The sequence below is a fragment of the Runella sp. R5_40 genome, from assembly GCF_057652295.1.
Map to the genome: position 1 here is coordinate 26000 of NZ_JBYFCH010000007.1, position 21350 is coordinate 47349.

Consider the following 21350-nt stretch of genomic DNA (forward strand, 5'->3'; position numbering starts at 1 on the left):
ATGACACGTTTTCTCCTTCATCGCCCCGTTGGGGTACTTATTATTACCCTTGCGCTATCAGTGCTGGGGGTTGTGGTGTTTCGATTGTTGCCAGTGTCGCTGTTGCCCGATATTCCCGTACCCGAAATCACCGTGCAGGTAAGTTACCCAAGTGCCGCTGCCCGCGAATTACAGCAGTCGGTGGTGCTTCCTCTCAAAAATCAATTACTGCAAGTCAATCACCTGGATGACATTGAGGCCACTACCCAAGATGGATACGCGGTCTTGAAACTTCGCTTCGATTTTGACACCGACATACGGTTGGCGTACCTCGAAACCAACGAAAAAATAGACGGCATCGTCGCACAATTCCCCCGCGACATGGAGCGCCCCAAGGTCATCAAAGCAGGAGCAGGCGACATTCCCGTATTTCAACTCAATGTAGCCCCCCAATCCCCAACGGAGGGGCTTCTTGAACTCTCTGACTTTTGCCAAAATGTGCTCAAACGACGCATCGAACAACTCCCCGAGGTGGCTTTGGTGGACGCTTCGGGATTGGCTTTACCCGAAATTGTGCTCACCCTGAATCCGCCAAAAATGCAAAGTTTGGGCGTAACGGAGGCGCAAATTGTGGAACTGTTGCGTCAAAACAACCTTGATTTGGGCAACATCGCCGTGAAAGACGGGCAGTACCAGTACAATATTCGGTTTTCGTCGGTTCTTCGCACCCCACAAGACATTGAAGGCATTACGTTTCGGGTGGGTGCGGGCAACCAAGCCTCCAACGGTGGGCGCCTGATACGCTTGGGTGAGTTGGTCACGGTGTCGGTGGAGGAACAGCAGCAAAAAGGGTTTTATACCTTCAACGGCCAACGGGCTGTCGCGTTGGCCATCATCAAACAATCTGACGCCCAACTGCTCCGAATGCGCGAGCAACTCGACCAACTTTTGACCCAATTTAAGAGGGATTATCCCAATTTAGAATTTTCGCTTTCGCAAGACCAAACCGAGTTATTGGATATTTCCATCAACAACCTTATCAGCAACATTCTCACGGGGGCGCTGTTGACGTTTGTGATGATTTTTTTCTTTTTGCCCAACCCTCGCGTTCCTGTTCTTATCGGCATTGTCATTCCTGTTTCGCTGAGTATCACCTTTTTAGGGTTTTATCTTTTGGGCTTGAGTATCAACATCGTCTCGTTGGCGGGGCTGGTATTGGGCATTGGCGAAATCATCGATAGTGCCATTATTTTGATTGAAAATATTGAAGAAAAACGCGACCAAGGGCTTCCACTAGACACCGCCTGCATCGAAGGAACGGAAGAGGTGATTCGTCCCCTTTTTACGTCGGTCTTGACCAATTCGGCCGTTTTTCTCCCGCTTATTTTCTTGAGTGGACTGGCAGGGGCGTTGTTTTTTGACCAAGCCCTGTCGGTATCGTTGGCGTTGGCCGTTTCGCTCCTTACTTCTTATACGTTGGTGCCTGTTTTGTACCGTTTGGCATTTTTAAAATCAACCAACACGTCAATTTCCAACGAAACATGGCTAACGCGCCGCATCGAACGTTTCTACAACCTTACTTTTAACCTCGCTTTTCGCTTTAGAAAAGTGGCTTGGGTTGTTATTTTGGGCTTGATTGGTGGCGCTATTTGGCGCACTATCGGCCTCGAAAAGCGCGGAATGCCCGCCATTAGCCGAAGTGAGTTAGAAGTAAAAATCGACTGGAACGAACCACTCAACGTGCAACAAAATGCCCAGCGCGTCAATGAATTGATGAAAGGACTTTCGCCCGTTTACGTTTGTGCGTACATCGGTCAGCAACAATTTTTGTTGAATCGGCAATTACAGCAATCGTTTAACCAAGTTACGTTACAAGTAAAAACCGCCGATAGCCGAGCGTATCAACAACTATCTGCACACGCAACCAATTACCTTCGTCAGCGTTTTCCGTCGGCAGTCGTCGAGGTGCGTCCCGCTCAAAATGTCTTTGAACAATTGTTTGGCGCACAAGCCCCTCCGCTTCAAGTAAGGCTCTACAGTAGCCAGCAGGAAACCCTCCCCACTCCTGCCCAAACGGCCACTTTTTACGAACTTTTGACCAAAAATGGATTTCAAACCAACCCACCGAGTTTTCAGAAAAGTCTGGCCGTGAGCTTAAATCAAGAACGGCTGCTGCTGTACGGTATTTCGGCGGAACAAGCTTATGCGCATTTAAAGACATTGTTCAACGAAAACCAAGTAGGCCAGCTTCAATCACAGCAAAAATTCATCCCAATTGTATTGTCGTCTCGTGCCTCATCTTCCCTAGAAAGTAAACTGAGTGAAAGTTTTGTCAATAACCGACAACAGCAACCCATTCCGCTCAAAGAGCTCGTTAGTGTGCACTCGCTGGACGATTATCGCCTGTTTTTTATGGGGAAAGATGGAGGCTTTTTACCCGTCGATATTGCCACCCAAACGAAAAAAACTACCCCTCAACTCATCGCTGATTTAGAAGACCTTCTCCGCCAACTTCCCCAACTTAATTATCGTTTGGTAGGTGAGTATTTTCAAAATATAAAATACCTCAACGAACTCCTCTGGACCTTACTCGTGGCAGTCGGCTTGCTGTTTTGTATTCTTACTGCGCAGTTTGAATCCTTGCTTCAACCGTTTATTGTCATGCTTACGGCCTTGTTGGGAATCTCAGGAGCGCTCCTTACTTTGGCTATTTTTGGGGAAAGCCTCAACGCCCTTTCCATCATTGGGCTCGTCGTTTTGATTGGTCTCATTGACAATGATTCTATTCTAAAAATTGATACCATGAACCGCGAACGCGAAAAACTGGGATTGATTGAAGCCATACGACTATCGGGGAAACGACGTCTAAAATCGCAATTGATGACTTACCTCACCACCGTCTTAGGATTATTTCCCGTGTTATTTTCGGGGGGATTGGGAGCCGAACTCCAACGCCCGCTCGCCCTAACAGTTATTGGCGGAATGACTGTGGGAGTGGTGGCGTCTTGGACCATTATTCCGTTGTTGTATTACTGGATTGCCCAGCGCTCTAATCGCTGATTTCGTCGGGTTGGGAGCAACCATCCACACAAAAAATTCGGGTTGTGAGCAACCCTCAGCACATGTGAGCAACCCTTTTCACGTTATTTCTCGGTGTTTACCGAATTACGATAGGTAGTCAACCTTCCTGAGTCGGTTTTGGGAAGCGTTTCGGGGCGTGATTCTTTCGGCCCTAAATTTCTAAATGAATTGAAACTACGGGTAAACAAATAACTGGCCCCGTAGGAAACGGCCATTGGTGTGCCCGTAGAAGCAAGATATTGATTTTGGACGTTACGGTTGTACATCCGCAGGCGCTGGCTACCGTCGTCGTTAAGCCAGTATTCTAGGGTCCAATCCAACAATAAACTCGTCGCATCGTATTGATTTTGGCCGTACGACAAGCGGCCGTCGCGCGTGATGCGGAAACGGTCGTTTAGGAAACGGTACGAAAAGCGTAACTGTAAATTGTTGAGAGCGTTGATGGTAGGGTCGTTCAAATTAAAGTTTAAGCCCGACACGCCCAACTCTAAGTTTTCGTTCAACGACGACCCCCATTTGTTGATTTGGCTCGTTACCATTTCTCCAATGCTGTTTCCGATACCCGTCGCCGATTGCGCCAAGATGTTGTTTTGATCCGAGAAAAGCTGCCCAAATAACAACATACTACTCACCTGCTGCGACAGCGACTGTTCGTCACGCTTGAGCCGTTCTTCCAAAGCCGTTACAATGTACGAGTAAGCCGCAGGATATTCTTTAAACTTCAAACCATACGTCACTTGAGGCGACAACATTCGCTCGCTCAGGCCAATGGTTACTTCCACTGGATAACGGCGCGACATGAGCGCATCGTTGTTGGAAGTAGAAGTCGTAGTGGTGCTTGCTGACAGTACAGGTGCCAACGAAACGTTGGACAAATAGTTTGCCTTTACATCGAGAATTGCGCCGTAAGGGTCGCCCGTCCACGAAATTCGGCTTCCTTTCTGGATTTGGAATTTCTTGTTGATGACATTTTGCAAGGTAAACAAATAGTCCCCGTTTTGAATCTCGTACGACCCTGCCATGTCAAACACGTCGCGGGTATCAATTTTGAGATTAATAAGCCCTCGTCCGTAAGCTTTGATGGCATCTCCTCCTTGGCGGTCAAACTGAATTTCGCAGTACGCATCGGGCGTCATGTTGAGGCGAAAATCCATTTTGATGTTACTTTCTTGGGCGGGAATGACTTTATCCTCTTTTGCAATTTGCGTGGTGGTATCTTCCACTGGCACCACAAACTGGACAAAATCTTCGGAAGCCACTTCGGCCGCACCATCGAGCGGAATGTAGATTTTTGTTCCCTTATTGCTGGTTAAATCGGCACTGATGTTCAAATTATTAATGGGGCCAAAAATCTCCATTGTACCCGTTGTATAGGCATTTCCGTAGAAAAGTTCATTGTCCCGAATCGTTGTATTTAGCATTCGGAAGTTGCGCATTTCGGCATCAAACCCTATCGAAAACTTGCTAAATCCATCGTGGTAAACGCCCCCGCGTAAATTTGCCACGTTACCTTCAGGGTCGGTCAGGCGAAGGTTTTTTACCCGAATATCACTTTCTCCAAAATAGACTTTGTCTTCAAATGACAATACCGCTTTTAAATAGTCGAACGTCAAACGTCCTTTTTTCACATCCACCGTTCCATCCAACACGGGCGACAACGCCGCTCCTTTGACCGACACTTTGCCTACTGCCTTACCTGTGATATTCGACACCAACCCCCGCGCAAACGGCTCAATCAAATTGAGGTTCGTTTCGTTAAATTCGGCCGTTAAGTCCAACTCATTGTCAGTGCGGTCGGGAGTATAAGTGCCCGTTACGGTAAATTCGCGTTTCTCGTTTTTGTCCAAATGAATGTCAACGTGCAAGTGCTTATCGACAGGATCCCACTCGCCATCCCCCATCAAGTTACCCATCAAGAAATTATTGTACGTCAGTTTTTTAATCTGAAGTTGACTGTCAAAAATCAACGTACGATATACATCCCTCATGGTCAGGCTGCCATTGGCAACGCCCCCAAGGTTCACATTTAAGACGGGATTAAGCGTAGCTAGTTCAAAATTATGGGTTTCAAAAGCCAGTTCTTCGGAGGCATTGGTGGACATTTTTCCGTTCAACGAAATCAACTGGTCTTTTTTATCTGCTTTTAAGTTGACATTGCTCAAAAGGACTTCTGAGCCATTGATCGTAATCAGGTTGTTAGCATCCAAGTTCCAGTCTTCCTCCAACAAGCGGAGTTTCGACTTTTTGAATTGCAATGACATGTAGTCACCCACAAACCGAAGTTCGCCATTGAGCGTGGCGCGGTTAGGCAGTTTTTGTTGGCGTAAGTTACTACGAAAAGCAATGTGGTCTTCGTTCCAAGCGGCTTCGATTTGCATGTTTTCGGTAGGTGCAATGCCAACCAATTTTTGTTGGTCAGACCGAATAATCGCCGATGCAAGCACTTGAGGTGTATTGGTAAACTTTGAGGTATTCAAATCCACCTCAGTGTGATAGAACGAGTTATTTCCAATTTTGAGGGTATCCAATTGCCCCGTCATCGAAAACATTGAGGTATTATCTACCGTAAACACTCCCTCCACACGCGAACCGTTGGAGACGTACCCTTCTGGAAAAAGAAACGCCAACAGGCGATCCATTTTCTTAAATTTCAAATCGTACGCCACACTGTAGCGCTCCCCGATTGGCTTTTTGAGTTGCTTGTTTTCGTAATAAGCGATTTGGGCAGCTTCGTCTCCCAAAAAGTACATTTGGTATTCATCAAACAAACGTGCTAAGTCCACCACCGCTTTGGTGGGTTCAAAGCGTCCATTGGCTTTAAAATTAAAAAACTCAGAGCGAATGTCTAAGTCACGATTTTTCTCTTCTAAGCGAGAGTCAACCAACAAGGTATCAACGACCAAATTGCGGTTTTTAAAAGTAGCGTAGTTATTCAAAAACTTCGCTTTTCCCACCATTTCATCCATCGTATTACCCTCCAAATCTACGTTCAACTCCGTGTGAATCAGCAGGGAGTCTTTCATAAACTTGAGCGCGCGCAAATCGGCGCGTTGTACAAAACCTTCGGCGTGGTAGGAGTACCTCTCTTTATTAAAGTTGAAAGTTCCGTCCACGTCAGCAATGAGGTTGGTATCGCGGACAATCACCGAGCCTTTGAAAAGCTTATTTTGCAGCGTACCGTTCAGATATACATTTTTATAGACGTAGCCGTTGTAGGTAAATTTCGGCATTTTACCATCAAAGCGTAACCCCGCATTTTTGACGTCAAATCCTTTTCCGCTTATTTTTCCGTCCAAATCAAGTTGAGAAAACGCGTCGTCTTCCACCAACTTCCCCAAATCAAAATCTTGGGTTTTCATATCGGCCACGTAGGTAGGAACGGGCGCGGCAAGGTTCATTTCCAGCGCTCGGACGTTGATTTGCCCCATCGCCGTTTTAAAATCCCCGCTCATGTTGAAGCGGTCGATTGTGCCTTTGTATTTACCCGAGAAATCAACAACCCCGAATTTTTTCGCCAAATCATTAAACGATTTTTCGGGATAATATTGGTACAAATCAGCAGCATCGACGCGCGTCTCAACCATGTCAAAATCTAACAACGAGGTCGCAAATTCAGTGACTCCTTTGAAAGCGATTTTCCCACGGAGACGGCTATTTTTCCCAAAACGCAAATCGGTGTTTGTCAATTTGAAATCATTGACCGTTCCCAGAAAATCCCCGTGGACTTTCCAGGTTTCGTTGAGGGTAAACAAATAATCGGCAAACCACCCCAAATCCTCCGAACGCACCCGCGAACTGTCGATGTGGGCTTTCATCAACACCTTGGCATTAAAATCGCCAAAAGCCGATGGTTTGTCATAGTTGAAGGAAATATAATTGCGAATGATTGAGTTACCAATGGGCGCGTATAAATCTGCCAACTCCAGCTTGGTACGGCAGTACATCACGTTGGAATTCAGCCCTTTTACCGTCAAATTAGTACGTTTATCGTAGGTATGTAGCCCCCGAACTTTCAGGGCGATGGTATCCCCCAAAATCATAAAATTTTTGGCCTCGCCGCTGATACCTTTCAAAGTAAAGTGATTGTAATCGAAGGCTTTACCCGACATTCGTTGCTCACGAGGATCGTCAAAACGAAATGTACCTTCAATCAAATGCACTTGTTTAATATAAAACGGCACATTTTGGTCTTTTACCCCTGGAGAATTGGGGTTTGCAGTCAACTCTTCGATGCGGGCTATAAATTCGTCTAGGTTCAAATCGCCCGTTTTGGGGTTCTTCACTAACCATACCGAGGGGCGGTAAAGCGTAGCCTCATCGAGCCATGTCCCAAAAGTCTTTTTATCTTTGCCAATCGCCAGCTCCAAAAAGTCGTGGTTGACGTCGAGGCGCTCCACTTGAATCATGGGGCGGCCTTTGCGGTCGCGAATCTCAACTTTTTCGAGCGAAACGGCGTTAAACCATTTAATGCTTACCCTTCCAACGGAAGTCGGGTGCTGAAGTTCTTTAGAAAGTTTTTGGGTAACGTAGCCTACGAGCGAGGTTTGTATCAATGGAAATTGAACACATAGACTTATCATCTCTGCCAACAGCACGACTGTGACAAAGAGGATAAAGAGTGTGTTCAAGATGTGCCAAAGGATACGCTTCATGGGCTGGGTCACTACTCAACAAGTAACGTAAATTTCCAACAAATGTCAACTATTTTAGCCATCGAATCTTCGTGTGATGAAACTTCCGCGGCCGTTATCTCTAACGGCAAAATCTGTTCCAACATTGTAGCGACACAAGTGATTCACCAAAAATACGGTGGGGTTGTCCCCGAATTAGCCTCTCGTGCCCATCAGCAACACATTGTTCCTGTGGTCGAAAAGGCGCTTCTGGATGCAAAAGTAAGCAAAAAAGACCTGAATGCCATCGCTTTTACGCGCGGGCCTGGCCTTTTAGGCGCATTATTAGTAGGTGCATCGTTTGCCAAAGCCTTTGCTTTGGGGCTAAACATACCGCTCATTGAGGTAAATCACATGCAGGCGCACGTTTTGGCGCACTTTATTGAAGACCCAACGCCATCCTTCCCGTTTTTGTGCCTTACTGTCAGCGGTGGGCATACCCAAATTGTGTTGGTACGCTCGCCCCTCGACATGGAAATTATTGGTGAAACGCAGGACGACGCCGTAGGAGAAGCCTTCGACAAAACCGCCAAATTGCTCAACCTTCCCTACCCAGGAGGTCCGTTGGTTGACAAACACGCCCAACAAGGAAATCCGTTGGCTTACACTTTCCCTCTCTCCGAAATGCCTGGGCTCAATTACTCATTTAGCGGCATCAAAACATCCATTTTGTACTTTTTACAGGGTAAAACCAAGACAAATCCACAGTTTGTCGAAGAAAACATCGCCGATATATGTGCCAGTGTGCAGCATACGCTCATCAAAATGTTGTTACAAAAACTCCGCAAAGCCGCCCGCCAAACAGGTATTTCTGACATTGCAATTGCGGGGGGTGTATCGGCCAATTCAGGTTTACGGAAATCACTTTTAGAACTCGGAGAAAAAGAACGTTGGAATGTTTTTATCCCGCGTTTTGAGTACTGCACCGACAATGCCGCGATGATTGCAATGGCCTCCCATTTCAAATTTGAGCAAGCCGCTTTCTGTGAGCAAACCGTGAGCCCCTTGCCTCGCATGGCGTTTTAGAGGCCGTTTAATAAAATCTTTTTAAAATTTCAAATCATTGACTAGCAATAATCTATCATCGTAACTAGAAAATCACTAGCTTTATAATTCCTTTAAAACAACCCTTAACGTTTTGAGCGCGGAAGATGATGAAGCGAGTGATTTTTGTGTTTGTATTTTTCTTGTCTATTTCAATTGATGGATGGGCTGTCCATATTTTTGGAGGCGATTTTCGGATGATAGCGCAGCCTACACAGGGTAATTATACCTTAACACTTACCATATATGCTGATGCCAATACCCTCGGTACTGGAAACGACGACCTGAGTGTGAAGGTGTACATCTTTCGTAAAAGTGACCATGTGAGGATGGACGCTTTTGAGTTGCCACAACAAGTAAACCAAAACAAACCTATCATTTATCAAAATGAAGCTTGTGCGGGAAATCAACAACTGCGTACCGTGGCCCAAATTTATAGTCGCGCTATTAGTTTAAGCCCCGCACGCTATAACGATTCCCAAGGGTACTACATCATTTGGGAACGTTGTTGTCGGACGGCGGGGGTGGACAATCTCCAAAATAGAGGTCAAAACGTCGGGATGGTTTTTACGTTGGAATTTCCTGCCCTTATGCAAAACGGCACTTTTTTTCGTAATTCTTCCCCCGATCTCAGTATCCCCAACGGCGAATACATTTGTATTAATAGGCCATTTAGGATGAACATGAACGCCACCGATGCCGATGGGGATGAATTGCGGTACTCACTTGTAACGCCCTTAAACGGCTATACAACTAATGATGCGGACAATACCATAGGAAAAGGAGATTCTCATAGCACTTATCCCGAAGTTAGGTGGGCGGCAGGCTATGGACTTTCTAATACTATTCCAGGAAACCCCGCTTTAGCAATTCACCCGACTACGGGCTTCCTTACGGTAAGAGCCTCTCAACTAGGCAGATTCGCGTTTGCTATTCTGGTAGAAGAGTTCAGAAATGGGGTAAAAATTGGTTCAACCCGTCGGGAGTTTCAGTTAAAAGTCATCGACTGTGGCGGCACGCCACCTCCTTCACCCACCGTATTCAACAGCACCAATACCAGTTTACCCGCTTCGGTTGTCGAAATTTGCGATGGGGCAAATGCGACTCTACAGTTTACCTCACAACCCAATGTTTCGTACCAATGGCAAAAAGATGGCATCAACATTCCAAACCAAAAAAGCACAGCTGTCACCATCAGCCAAGCAGGTGAGTATCAAGTGACGGCTAGTTATACCAGTCGATGCGCCCTCGACACGGTTTCTCAACTCGTAAAGGTTGTGTTAGCAAAAGGACCAACCATCCGTTTTTCTCCGTCTGATACGGTCAGAATTTGTAATGGCGACACAGCTTTGGTACAAACTACCCAAGGAAACGGTTTTGTTTATGAATGGCGTAGAAATGGCGCAGTGCTTCCTACTGAAACCCGTTCTAGTTTATCCACAACTCAAATTGGCACTTATCAGGTCGCTGTTAGGAGCACAGCCAATTCCTGTATCAGTCGCGACACCGCCTTCGTTGTGCTTCGTCCTTCCCCCGCAAAGCCAGAAATTACCTCAACCAAAACCTTGCTTTGTCACCGTGATTCGATTCGACTACAAACGGCGCTTACCCCCGATTTAAGTGCTGAATGGCGTTTTAATGGCCAAGTTTTGCCCCAGCGTTCCAACCAATTATCGGTCCAACTTGCGGGGACTTATCAGGTACGAGTTTTTAATGGTAGTTGCTCGGCGCTTTCAGACCCCAAAAGAATTACCCAAGTATTGGCAGACACCATCCGATTCGACTCGCTGCTTGCGGTTTGTTATGACCCCGCACTTCGGGTGGCGCTTCAAGGTAGCCCCGCAAACGGGATATTTGTGGGAAATGGGGTTGAAGCAAACAACTTAAATGTTCAAAAAGCGGGGGCAGGTCTTCACCCTATTCAATATCAAGTGAGCTTTGGCAATGATTGTGTCTTGTCCAAAACCCGCATTTTGGAAATCAAACCCGTTCCCGTTTTAAAAGCGCCCAACAGCGTTACTCAATTAAAAGATGCTTCGGTGACAGTGCAAGTCCAAAGTGAAACACCCAACGGCGAAACATACCAATGGACACCGCCAACGGGTGTTGAAGACCCTACTGCGTTACGAACCAACATCGCCACTCCCAACACTGAGACTTATACCCTCACCGCTACCGCCGCCAACGGGTGTACTTCCGAAATTAGCATTAAAGTAGTGGTGGTACATCTAATGTTTATTCCCGACGCATTTAGCCCCAACGGCGATGGCACCAATGACACGTGGGAAATCAAAAACCTTGAAAAATTCCCCGACGCGGAGGTATTTGTTTACAACCGCTGGGGTGAGCTCATTCACCACCAATCGAAAGACCGCCCTTTGCCTTGGGATGGTTTTTACGAAAATAGCCCTGCGCCCATCGGCGAATATACCTACCTTATTTTGCCCAATACGGAGTCCGACAATGTAGCTCGACGGGGTAAGGTTTTACTGCTTCGATAGCGCAAATTCTGCACAATCTTCACATATTTTATCAATAAAAAGGGGTAATAATGCCCCTTTTTTTGCTTTAGAATAACATGACTTTGGGCTCAGAGATGCTCTTTTTTTGTATTCCAACGGAATGGGTAAACAACTGAGTATAAGTCAAAAAACGCAGGAGATAGCGCAAATACAGTCAAAAATAATACAAATGAGCAGGTAGGTGTAGGATAGTCTTTCACACTCTTTTTAGAAATATTTGAATATTAATTTGTCCGTTGCTTAGTTCCCAAATCATTTTTGTGGCTAAACACCAGACTTATTCCTAAAACATAAAATCGTTATCTACATGCTTAACAAAATGAGTGCTAAATTTCTACAAGCAGGATTTCTTTCCGCTATGATAGTACTGAGTGGTTGCAAAGTTTCTAACACAAGCACGGGTACGTCTGAAAAAGGCTTTAAACAAATTTTTAACGGTAAAAACCTCGACGGTTGGGACGGTGACCCTACTTACTGGCGCGCCGAAAACGGTGTGCTTATCGGCGAAATTACTCCTAGCACATTGCTCAAAGCCAACAACTTCCTTATCTGGAAAGGTGGCGAACCTGCTGATTTTGAACTAAAAGGCGAATTTAACATTGCCAAAGCGGGCAACTCAGGCATCAATTATCGCAGTGAACGCCTCACGGACGTTCCGTTTGCGTTGAAAGGCTACCAAGCTGATATTGACGGCCAAATCAATTACACAGGTCAAAACTATGAGGAACGTAAACGCACGACCCTCGCCTACCGTGGTCAAATCACGACGATTAGCTCTCAGTCTTCTCCGATGACCCCTGAGCAAGTTCGTGGCAAAGTAAAACGCAATGCCTGGACCGACCTCCAAGTAACAGGTTCATTAGGAACTTCAGACGAGTTAAAAACAAAAATCAAGTCAGAAGATTGGAACGAATTTCACTTGGTTATCAAAGGCAATCGTTTACAACATTATATCAACGGCGTATTGATGAGCGATGTCACTGACAATGACCAAGTAAACGGCAAATCAAAAGGATTTTTGGGCGTACAGGTACACGTTGGCCCTCCAATGAAAGTACAATACCGCAATCTGCGTTTGAAGCAATTGTAGTGCTGTTATTGGTTATTGGTTAACCGTTATCGGTGATTGGTTATCTGTTAACCGTTAACAGTTATCAAAAAACTTCACTAGCGCAATACCATAATCAATGTTAAATACCTAGTAATCAAACGACTAACAGATAACAGTTATACAAATAACAGTTAACGATTACACCAGGTTAAACGCATTAAAAAAAGAGCCTCGGAGAGGCAAAACCTTTGTAGAAAAATGTAAAATTCTACGAAGATTTGGCTCCTCTGGAGCAATAAATAGTCACTTTTTATTTTAATGCGTTCAACCTGCGATTACACAGACAAAAAACTGCTCAAAAAGAATTATGAATAAAATTGGCTTTAATGTATTGGCTTGGTCGGCGGGAATGTCTGACGAATTATTTCCCATCATCGAACGCCTCAAAGAAATTGGCTACGACGGCGTCGAATATTTTATTGGCGCTCCCGACGAAGACGCTTACAAACGTGTAGGGAATCGCTCGCGCGAACTAGGTTTAGGCGTAACAGCCGTGACGGTGGTTAGCCCCGATACCAATCCCGTGAGCGAATCGGCGACGGTACGTGCCCAAGCCCTCGACCAACTCAAGTGGGTGATTGACCGCGCGCACGACTTAAACGCCGAAGTTCTTTGCGGACCTTTTCACTCAGCCCACGCGCATTTTGTGTCTCGTCCAGCTTCCGCAGATGAATTTGCGCGCGCCGCTGAAGTACTTCATGCCGCGGGCGAATACGCCGCGCAAGCCAATTTAATTCTTGCGCCCGAAGCGCTCAATCGTTTTGAGTGCTACCTCTGCAATACGATGGAGCACCTTGCCAACTTGGTGCAATTGACCAACCACCCCAACGTACGGGCCATGTTCGACACGCACCATGCCAACATCGAAGAGAAAAAATACGAGTCGGCCATTCGTACCATCGCACCTTACTTGAGTCACGTCCACATTAGCGAAAACGACCGTGGCACACCAGGCGATGGCCACATTCCTTGGGACAATGCGTTTGCGGGATTGGCGGCGGTTGGCTACAAAGGCTGGTTGACGATTGAAGCATTTTCTCGTAACGACCCTGATTTTGCCAATGCGATTGGGGTATGGCGCGAATACAACGACCCTTGGCACATTGCCGAAAACGGTCTGACGTTTATTCGAGAAATGTCTATTAAGCATAATTTGTAATTAAAAAACAATGCCCTGAAACGCTATTTACTATGAAAAAAAGCGGTCTTTTGATAGTTTGGTGCAGCTTGCTTTTCGGCGCATTTGGGTTCACCTTCGACAAACCCACTCGCTCGGCCAAAGGCCCGCATCCAATGTCGGCCTACCAAATTGTTTATAAGGGAGAAAAAGGCCCAGGGCGAGGAAAAAATATTGTTTTTATTACCACCGACCACGAATACCGCAGCGAAGAGTCGTTGCCTGCCTTGGCCCGTATTTTGGCCAAACGCTACGGGTTTACTTGCACGGTTATTTTTGGACTTGACGACAACGGATACATTTTACCAGGCAGCTCCAACCTCAAAGGATTGGCGGCGTTGGACAAGGCCGATTTGATGGTGTTGTTTACCCGCTTTTCTAATTTCGATGACGAAGAAATGCAGCACTTCGACGCTTACATTCGTCGCGGAGGCCCTATTGTTGCTTTTCGGACATCTACCCATGCTTTTAACAACAAAGGCAATGCCAAATGGGAGCATTATTCGTGGAACTACAAAGGGGAGAAAAGTGCGTGGAAAGACGGTTTTGGTGAATTGGTATTGGGGGAAACGTGGGTGTCTCACTACGGCACCAACCACAAACAATCCTCAAAACTACTGTTGGAAGACGCCCAAAAACAACACCCCATTTTGCGCGGTGTCAAAGACGTTTGGGTGCAGTCGGGTGGCTATACCGCCTATCCCAACGGGGCTACCACTTTGGCACGCGGGCAAGTGCTTAATGGCATGACGCCCACTTCCGAACCCGACCCTACCAAAGAGTTGCTTCCTGTTGCGTGGATTAAAAACTATTCAGTCGAGTCTGGGCCAACGGGGCGTGCTTTTACTACCACTCACGGAGCTTCTGAAGATTTATTGAATGAAGGATTCCGTCGCATGGCAATCAACGCCGCCCTTTGGGCAATAGGCATGGAGCAAGAAATCAAAGCCAACAATCCCATTGAATTTGTCGGCCCTTACCAGCCAACCCCATTCAATTTTGACGGTTATAAAACAAAAGTAAAACCAGCCGATTTGGCCGATTGGAATTCGCTAATCATGCCAGGTGAACTATTCAAGAAAAAATAACCCATCATTTTATGTCAGCATCACTTCCTTTTCGTTTCGGTTCTGAAGTTTATACTTGGTTTATGAGCGGAAACGGCACCACCCACCAAGGGCGTTTGGGCCACATGATTGAAATTATTTCTAAAGCAGGTTTTACGGGAATTCAGCCTATTTTTACGTGGATGGGCGATTTGGTAAACCCCGACCTGTTGGAAGCTAAATTGAAAGAACAAGGCATCGAACTAGCCGCCGTGGCGCTGGCCTTGGAGTGGAACGGTAACGGAGAAAGCGAAGACGAACGCCGCATCGCCGACAACGCCATCGCTTTGTTGCAGCGTTTTCCTGGAGCGGTTTTAAATACGGTACAAATTCCGACGGGTCGCCACGACTTGGCTGCGCGTCAGAAAAGCTTGGTGAATATTGTCAACACCGTTTCGGCCCGCGCCAATGCCTTGGGCGTTCCTTGCAGTTTTCACCCCAATTCGCCGCATTCGTCCATCATCCGTACCGAAGAAGATTACAAAATCGTGTTGGAGTCGTTGGATGCTACCGTGACGGGCTGGACGCCAGACGTGGGTCACATCATCAATGGTGACATGGACCCGCTCGCCAAAATGAAAGAATACGCCCCGCTTATCAACCACGTTCACTACAAAGACTGGGACGGGAATCCTGAATTTACGTTGATGGGACGCGGAAAAGTGGATTTGCTCGGCGTTACGCAGTGGTTGAAAGACATCAATTATTCGGGTTGGATTATCTGCGAAGACGAAGGCGAAGAAGCCCTCGACGACCCCGATTTTGTGACCCTCCACGACGGACGTTGGATTTTAAACGATTTAATCCCCAATCTAAAATAACCTTAAACTGATTTAACCACATAGAGCACAATAGAATTAACACATAGAATCACAGATAGCTAAATCCTCCTAGGTTTTCTATGTAAAAAAACTATGTGAGCTATGTGGTAAAAAAGCAAAGTCTCGTAATCAATCCTCAATAGTATGCCTTTCGTACAAACCAACGGTATCAATTTTTACTACGAAGAACGGGGTGCGGCCAACGCCGAGCCGTTGCTACTCATCATGGGAATCACGGCAGCAGGCGGTGTGTGGGAGCCCCACGCCTCGTACTGGGAAACCGATTTTCGGTGCATCATTGGCGACAACCGTGGCGTAGGCAAAACCGACAAACCGCAAGGCCCCTATTCAACGGCTCAAATGGCCGACGATTATGCAGGATTGCTCGACGCGCTGGGTTTGGACAATGTTCACGTTGTGGGCTGCTCAATGGGAAGCACGATTGCGCAACAACTCGCCGTTCGTCACCCAAAAAAGGTACGTTCACTGGTATTGATGTGTCCTTGGGCGCGCTGCGACAACGCCGCCAAAGCCATTTTTACCCACATGATGCACTGCAAAGCGCGCTTCCGTCCCGAGGAATTTAGCTTGTACATTCAGCAATTGATTTATTCAAAATCGTCGTGGGACAACGAAGCCATCGCGGCAGACTTGGAAGCGGGACGCGCCCAAGCGGGCCTCGACCCGTTCCCTCAGCCGTTGCACGGATTGGAAGGACAAGCAGCCGCCTGTATTTCGCACAATGCCTTGGCCGATTTGCCGAACGTCACGCAACCGACGCTTGTGATTGGTGGCCGCGAAGACATCTTTACGCCCGTTTGGATGGCCGAAGAAGTGACCAATGCGATTCCTAACGCTGAATTGTATTTGTACGAAAAAGCGGGACATATTTTCCATTTTGAGCACTTGGACGACTTTAACCCACGGGTGAAGAATTGGTTAAGTCAGCATACGTAATATTTATGAACACAAACGAAACAAACACGCAACCTTGGACCAACAAACTGTCGCACGCAGCGCAGTGGGGGGGCATCGAAACCTCCGTACTCGACAACGGCGCAGGACGTGGTACGCGCATTGCGTGGATAAATACGGGAACGGGTTTGCGGTACAAAGTGGTGCTTGACCGCGCCATGGACATCGCCGAGGCGTTCTACAACCAACACGGCTTGGCTTGGTTGAGTCATGCGGGCGTTACGCCGCCTCAGCCTTTTTCGGACGGTGGCATTGATTGGCTTCGGACGTTCGGCGGAGGTTTAGTTACCACGTGCGGCTTGAGCCACGTCGGCGGACCTGAGTCGGACGAATACGGTCAGCGTGGTCTTCACGGCGAAATCAGCAATATTCCCGCCGAAATTGAATCCATCGTTCAGCCCGACCCTGCGGCGGGCAAGTTGGACATGAGCATTACGGGGATTATCAAACAAGCCCGCGTTTTTGGCCCCGTGTTGGAACTGCGTCGGACGATTTCGGGAACACTCGGACAACCAACCATCAAAATCCACGACGAAGTCATCAACCGCGCCAATACCCCCGCCCCGCACATGTTACTTTACCACTGCAACTTTGGTTGGCCACTGGTGGACGAAGGAGCGCGCTTGGTGTGGCAAGGCAAATGGCAATCGCGCGATGGCAATCCGCAAAATCCTATTTTTAATAACGACAACGATTTTCGCCGTTGCCCCGCGCCGCTCGAAGCCCACAGTGGTTTTGGCGAAGAGGCTGCCTTTATCGACATCGACGCTGACGCCAACGGCCAAGCAAGCTGCGGAGTTTACAACGAAGCGCTCGGTTTTGCCGTAGCAGTTCGTTTTCCCAAAGCTCAACTGCCTTGGCTCACCAACTGGCAGCACTGGGGCAAAGGCGAGTACGTCACGGGCTTAGAACCTGGCACCCACCCTCCGATTGGTCAAGCGGCGGCACGAGCACAACAAACGCTCATTGAACTAGCGCCAGGAGAAAAGCGCAGTTACACCCTTGAAATTGAAATCATTACCGACTCCGCCGCGCTTCGCGACTTTGTTGGTTAACCCTAATTATACACACACAACTTTCATTAATTAACTCTTAACAAGTGCAATTGCACCCCCTGAAAAAATGGCAAATTCAAGTATAGCAGCAAAAGCGTTAGAGCAAGGACAAGGTATTTTACGTTTAGCCCCCACGTGGGTTCCGCGCTCATTTTGCGTTCCTGGTCGTCGTATCAAACTTCACCCCGACGATTATTATGTATTAGGTGGTGTTCGTGGTGGTATCGACGAGCGTTGGCTTTCTTCTACCACTCCAGCCAAAAACGGCCCACTTACGGGCGAACACGAAGGTTTGAGCAAAGTAGTTTTTGAAGAAAATGGACAAACCGAACAAGTGTTGTTGAAAGACGTCATTGAAGAATTAAAAGGCGAAATCGTTGGCGACCGTCTTTGGGACGAATACCAAAGCTGGCCGATGTATTCAAAATTCTTTGACAACATGGGGCCACTGCCGCACCATATCCACCACAACGACGAAAAGGCGGCTTTGGTAGGGCAAAATGGTAAACCCGAAGCCTATTATTTCCCTCCTCAACTCAATAACCACGGTGGTGATTTCCCCTATACTTTCTTCGGAATTACGCCAGGTACCACCAAAGAACAAATCAAGCAATGCTTGATGGACTTCAATAAAGGTGACAACAAAATCACCAATTTCTCGTCGGCTTATAAATTAGAACCAGGCACAGGCTGGGACGTGCCTCCAGGAATTTTGCACGCGCCAGGTAGCTTGTGCACCTACGAGCCACAAAAGGCTTCCGATATTTTTGCCATGTACCAAAGCCTTGTGAATGAAGCAATTGTACCAGAAGAATTGCTTTGGAATGGCACGCCACAAGACAAAATGGGTGATTATGACGAGTTGGTTTCGGTGATTGACTGGGAAGCCAATGTTGACCCCAATTTTGCCGCCAATCACTTTATGATGCCTAGACCCGTGCATCCGTTGGAAGAAATGCAAGCCCAAGGATACGTAGAAAACTGGATTTGTTACCGATCGGAGGCATACAGTGCCAAAGAACTAACCGTTTTGCCAGGCGCTACTGTCACCATCACCGACAACGCGGCATACGGCTTAATCATGATGCAAGGACACGGTAAAATGGGCGTGTGGAACATCGAAACACCTGCCTTGATTCGTTACGGACAATTGACCAACGACGAGTTTTTTGTCACTGAAAACGCAGCCAAAGCAGGCGTTACCATCACCAACTACTCGTCAACGGATCCTATCGTGATGTTGAAGCACTTCGGGCCTAATAACCCTGATTTGGTCGTCGTGAAGTAATTAAACTACCCTAAACCTATAAGGTTTTTGAAATCTTATAGGTTTTAGGTTCTATTCATACGTTTTAAATGCAAACTAATCAAACCAGTAAGGTTTTGAAAACCTTACTGGTTTACCAAAATTAAACCTTTTCTAACAATGGCAGAAAACAATTTTCCAAAACTCCACAATGCCACTTGGCCTGGGATTGTGGGTAAAGGCCCAGATTCAGAGCCTGCAATCGCATTTGACACCATGCTCGAAATGACTGCGGCAGCAGAAGTGGACGGCGTAAAATTTGACGGCGTGGACGTCGGTCTTTTTGACCCTCACTACGACCTCGATATATCGGACGACGGCATCAAGCGCCTCGCCGACAAAGTAGCCAAGCACGGCCTCGAAGTAGGTAGCTTGGTGGCACCGATCTGGGGTGGCCCAGCGATGGGTACCAAAGAACAACGTGCCGAATTTGTGGAAATGGTGCGTAAATCATGCCACATCGGTCAAAAACTCCGCGAGTGGGGACTTCGTCCGAACGGCATTGTTCGTATCGACTCTGCAAGTAGCCCGCACGATTGGGCACTTGACCCCGCAGGAAACACCAAGCTCATTGCCCAAACGTTCCGCGAAGCCTGCGACGTAGCCGCTGATTTTGGTGAAAGCCTAGCCGCCGAAGGAGAAATCTGCTGGGGCGGGATGCACTCGTGGAAATACATGCTCGACACGCTAGAGGCCGTTGACCGCAAAAACATTGGTTTCCAAGCCGATATGTCGCACACGACCTTGTATTTATTGGGTTACAATGCACCAGAACACCGCGTGTTGCCCGAAGATTTCCAATGGGGCGACCGCGAAACATTCCTCGAAGGTTTGCGCAAATTGACCGCCGCCTTGCGTCCGTGGACCATCGACTTCCACGTTGCCCAAAACGACGGCACCGTGTTTGGTTCAGGCTCGCACGACAAAACGGGTCGCCACTGCCAAGCGACCGACCCGAACGGTAAACTCGACATCACCAACGACGCGGGGCTTTGGCTTCGCAACGAAAGCGGCGAGTTGACCAAGGCATTCAAGCACATTTGCTGGGATGGCTGTATGTTCCCGAACGCGGTCATGAACAACCAACAAACGTGGAACGACATCCTCGCGGCCATGATTAAGGTACGCAAAGCACACGGATGGGTAGAATAAATTAACTTAACCCCACCCCTACCCCTCCCCTGTGAGGGAGGGGTAGAGTTACCTCCTCCCTCACAGGGGAGGAGGACAGGAGGTGGGGTTCAAAATACTATAAAACTATGTCAGCTAAAAAAGAAATCAGAATCGGATTAGTTGGGACGGGTTTGATGGGCCGTACCCACGCCAACGGATATAATCGAATTGCCAATTTCTTCCCAGAATTGGAGTACCGCCCTGTTTTGAAAGCGGTGTGCTCACGTAACCCTCAAAATGTGCAGGCATTTGCCGAGCAGTGGGGTTTTGAATCGTACGAAACCGACTGGAAAGCATTGATTGCCCGCGATGACATCGACGCGGTTGATATTTGTACGCCCAACGACAGCCACGCCGAAATCGCGTTGGCAGCAGCGGCGGCGGGCAAAATGATTCTTTGCGAAAAGCCACTTGCACGCACTTTAGCCGAAGGCGAAACCATGGTGGAAGCAGCCGAAAAAGCGGGCGTTAAAACCACCGTTTGGTACAACTACCGTCGGATTCCTGCCGTGACGTTGGCCAAACAAATCATTGATTCGGGGAAATTGGGCAAGATTTTTCACTACCGCGCTAACTTCCTACAAGACTGGACCATCAACGCCGACCTACCACAAGGAGGAACGGGGCTGTGGCGCATGGACGTATCCTCGGCGGGTTCGGGCGTAACGGGTGACTTATTAGCGCACTGTATCGACACCGCAATGTGGCTCAACGGCGCCATCACCGACGTATCGGCCATGACCGAAACCTTCGTCAAAGAGCGTATGCACCAGCTTACGGGCAAAGTAGAGCCTGTGGGCATCGACGACGCTTGTCTTTTCCACTGTCATTTTGCCAATGGTTCGTTGGGCTTGTTTGAGTCAACGCGCTATGCACGCGGCCACAAAGCCCTTTATACGTTTGAAATCAACGGCGAACACGCTTCGATTCGTTGGGATTTGCACGATTTGAACCGCCTCGAATACTTCGACCACAAGGACGAATCTATCGTACGCGGCTGGCGCTCCATCCACGTTACCGACGGCGACCAACCGTACATGAACCGTTGGTGGATTCCTGGCTGCGGTATCGGATACGAGCACAGCTTTATCCACCAAGTAGCCGATTTCTTGAAAAGCCTCGAAGACGGCTCACCTTGCGGCCCAACGTTCAGAGACGCGCTCCAAACCCAAAAGGTATGCGAAGCAGTCATTGAATCGGCCAACTCTCGTAGCTGGAAAGATACGGGTGCCGAGGCGATTGGGTAGGCTCATTTCCTTTTTATACACGAAGCGCGGGGCATTGCCTCGCGCTTTTTTTGTGAAATTTTAGCGTTTGATAACTTTATTAA

General features: G+C 47.7%; 13 protein-coding genes. 12 read left to right on the forward strand and 1 reads right to left on the reverse strand.

What is annotated here, in order from left to right:
- Entirely contained in the window at positions 1-3039 is a 3039-nt protein-coding gene (locus tag AC23N5_RS14365; RefSeq protein WP_487756124.1) for an efflux RND transporter permease subunit, read from the forward strand.
- A gap of 83 nt (positions 3040-3122) precedes the next feature.
- Here AC23N5_RS14365 and AC23N5_RS14370 read toward each other — a convergent pair whose 3' ends face one another.
- Complete coding sequence (locus AC23N5_RS14370; RefSeq protein ID WP_487756125.1) at positions 3123-7712, reverse strand: translocation/assembly module TamB domain-containing protein; 4590 nt, start codon at positions 7710-7712, stop codon at positions 3123-3125.
- 42 nt (positions 7713-7754) lie between these two features.
- Here AC23N5_RS14370 and tsaD point away from each other — a divergent pair, with 42 nt between their 5' ends.
- The 11 genes from tsaD to AC23N5_RS14425 all read left to right on the forward strand — a co-directional run bounded on the left by tsaD (position 7755) and on the right by AC23N5_RS14425 (position 21267).
- Complete coding sequence (tsaD, locus tag AC23N5_RS14375) at positions 7755-8756, forward strand: tRNA (adenosine(37)-N6)-threonylcarbamoyltransferase complex transferase subunit TsaD (protein ID WP_487756126.1); 1002 nt, start codon at positions 7755-7757, stop codon at positions 8754-8756.
- A 125-nt stretch (positions 8757-8881) separates the two neighbouring features.
- Positions 8882-11275: a T9SS type B sorting domain-containing protein gene (locus tag AC23N5_RS14380; RefSeq protein WP_487756127.1), complete on the forward strand. Its 2394-nt coding sequence runs from the start codon at positions 8882-8884 to the stop codon at positions 11273-11275.
- Between the two features lie 379 nt (positions 11276-11654).
- Positions 11655-12386 carry a 3-keto-disaccharide hydrolase gene (locus AC23N5_RS14385; RefSeq protein WP_487756315.1) on the forward strand — a complete coding sequence of 244 codons (732 nt, stop codon included), beginning with the start codon at positions 11655-11657 and terminating at the stop codon, positions 12384-12386.
- Positions 12387-12714: 328 nt separating this feature from the next.
- Positions 12715-13566: a sugar phosphate isomerase/epimerase family protein gene (locus AC23N5_RS14390; RefSeq protein WP_028522643.1), complete on the forward strand. Its 852-nt coding sequence runs from the start codon at positions 12715-12717 to the stop codon at positions 13564-13566.
- Positions 13567-13598: 32 nt separating this feature from the next.
- Positions 13599-14672, forward strand: coding sequence for a ThuA domain-containing protein (locus tag AC23N5_RS14395; RefSeq protein WP_487756128.1), 1074 nt, complete (start codon positions 13599-13601; stop codon positions 14670-14672).
- An 11-nt stretch (positions 14673-14683) separates the two neighbouring features.
- Entirely contained in the window at positions 14684-15511 is an 828-nt protein-coding gene (locus AC23N5_RS14400; RefSeq protein ID WP_183976306.1) for a sugar phosphate isomerase/epimerase family protein, read from the forward strand.
- Between the two features lie 144 nt (positions 15512-15655).
- Complete coding sequence (locus AC23N5_RS14405; RefSeq protein ID WP_487756129.1) at positions 15656-16468, forward strand: alpha/beta fold hydrolase; 813 nt, start codon at positions 15656-15658, stop codon at positions 16466-16468.
- Between the two features lie 5 nt (positions 16469-16473).
- Positions 16474-17541, forward strand: coding sequence for an aldose 1-epimerase family protein (locus AC23N5_RS14410; protein ID WP_487756130.1), 1068 nt, complete (start codon positions 16474-16476; stop codon positions 17539-17541).
- A gap of 67 nt (positions 17542-17608) precedes the next feature.
- A complete protein-coding gene (locus AC23N5_RS14415) occupies positions 17609-18829 on the forward strand; it encodes a class I mannose-6-phosphate isomerase (protein WP_122931200.1) in 1221 nt (406 codons plus the stop codon).
- A 138-nt stretch (positions 18830-18967) separates the two neighbouring features.
- Positions 18968-19999 (forward strand): sugar phosphate isomerase/epimerase family protein, encoded by a 1032-nt coding sequence (locus tag AC23N5_RS14420; protein ID WP_183976301.1) that lies wholly within the window; start codon positions 18968-18970, stop codon positions 19997-19999.
- Between the two features lie 107 nt (positions 20000-20106).
- Entirely contained in the window at positions 20107-21267 is a 1161-nt protein-coding gene (locus AC23N5_RS14425) for a Gfo/Idh/MocA family protein (protein ID WP_183976299.1), read from the forward strand.
- Positions 21268-21350 lie beyond the last annotated feature (83 nt).

Coding starts and splice junctions, on each gene's coding strand:
- AC23N5_RS14420 (WP_183976301.1), top strand. CDS start 18,968: ATGGCAGAAAACAATTTTCCAAAACTCCACAATGCCACTTGGCCTGGG.
- AC23N5_RS14380 (WP_487756127.1), top strand. CDS start 8,882: ATGATGAAGCGAGTGATTTTTGTGTTTGTATTTTTCTTGTCTATTTCA.
- AC23N5_RS14365 (WP_487756124.1), top strand. CDS start 1: ATGACACGTTTTCTCCTTCATCGCCCCGTTGGGGTACTTATTATTACC.
- AC23N5_RS14395 (WP_487756128.1), top strand. CDS start 13,599: ATGAAAAAAAGCGGTCTTTTGATAGTTTGGTGCAGCTTGCTTTTCGGC.
- AC23N5_RS14370 (WP_487756125.1), bottom strand. CDS start 7,712: ATGAAGCGTATCCTTTGGCACATCTTGAACACACTCTTTATCCTCTTT.
- tsaD (WP_487756126.1), top strand. CDS start 7,755: ATGTCAACTATTTTAGCCATCGAATCTTCGTGTGATGAAACTTCCGCG.
- AC23N5_RS14390 (WP_028522643.1), top strand. CDS start 12,715: ATGAATAAAATTGGCTTTAATGTATTGGCTTGGTCGGCGGGAATGTCT.
- AC23N5_RS14400 (WP_183976306.1), top strand. CDS start 14,684: ATGTCAGCATCACTTCCTTTTCGTTTCGGTTCTGAAGTTTATACTTGG.
- AC23N5_RS14415 (WP_122931200.1), top strand. CDS start 17,609: ATGGCAAATTCAAGTATAGCAGCAAAAGCGTTAGAGCAAGGACAAGGT.
- AC23N5_RS14405 (WP_487756129.1), top strand. CDS start 15,656: ATGCCTTTCGTACAAACCAACGGTATCAATTTTTACTACGAAGAACGG.
- AC23N5_RS14410 (WP_487756130.1), top strand. CDS start 16,474: ATGAACACAAACGAAACAAACACGCAACCTTGGACCAACAAACTGTCG.
- AC23N5_RS14425 (WP_183976299.1), top strand. CDS start 20,107: ATGTCAGCTAAAAAAGAAATCAGAATCGGATTAGTTGGGACGGGTTTG.
- AC23N5_RS14385 (WP_487756315.1), top strand. CDS start 11,655: ATGATAGTACTGAGTGGTTGCAAAGTTTCTAACACAAGCACGGGTACG.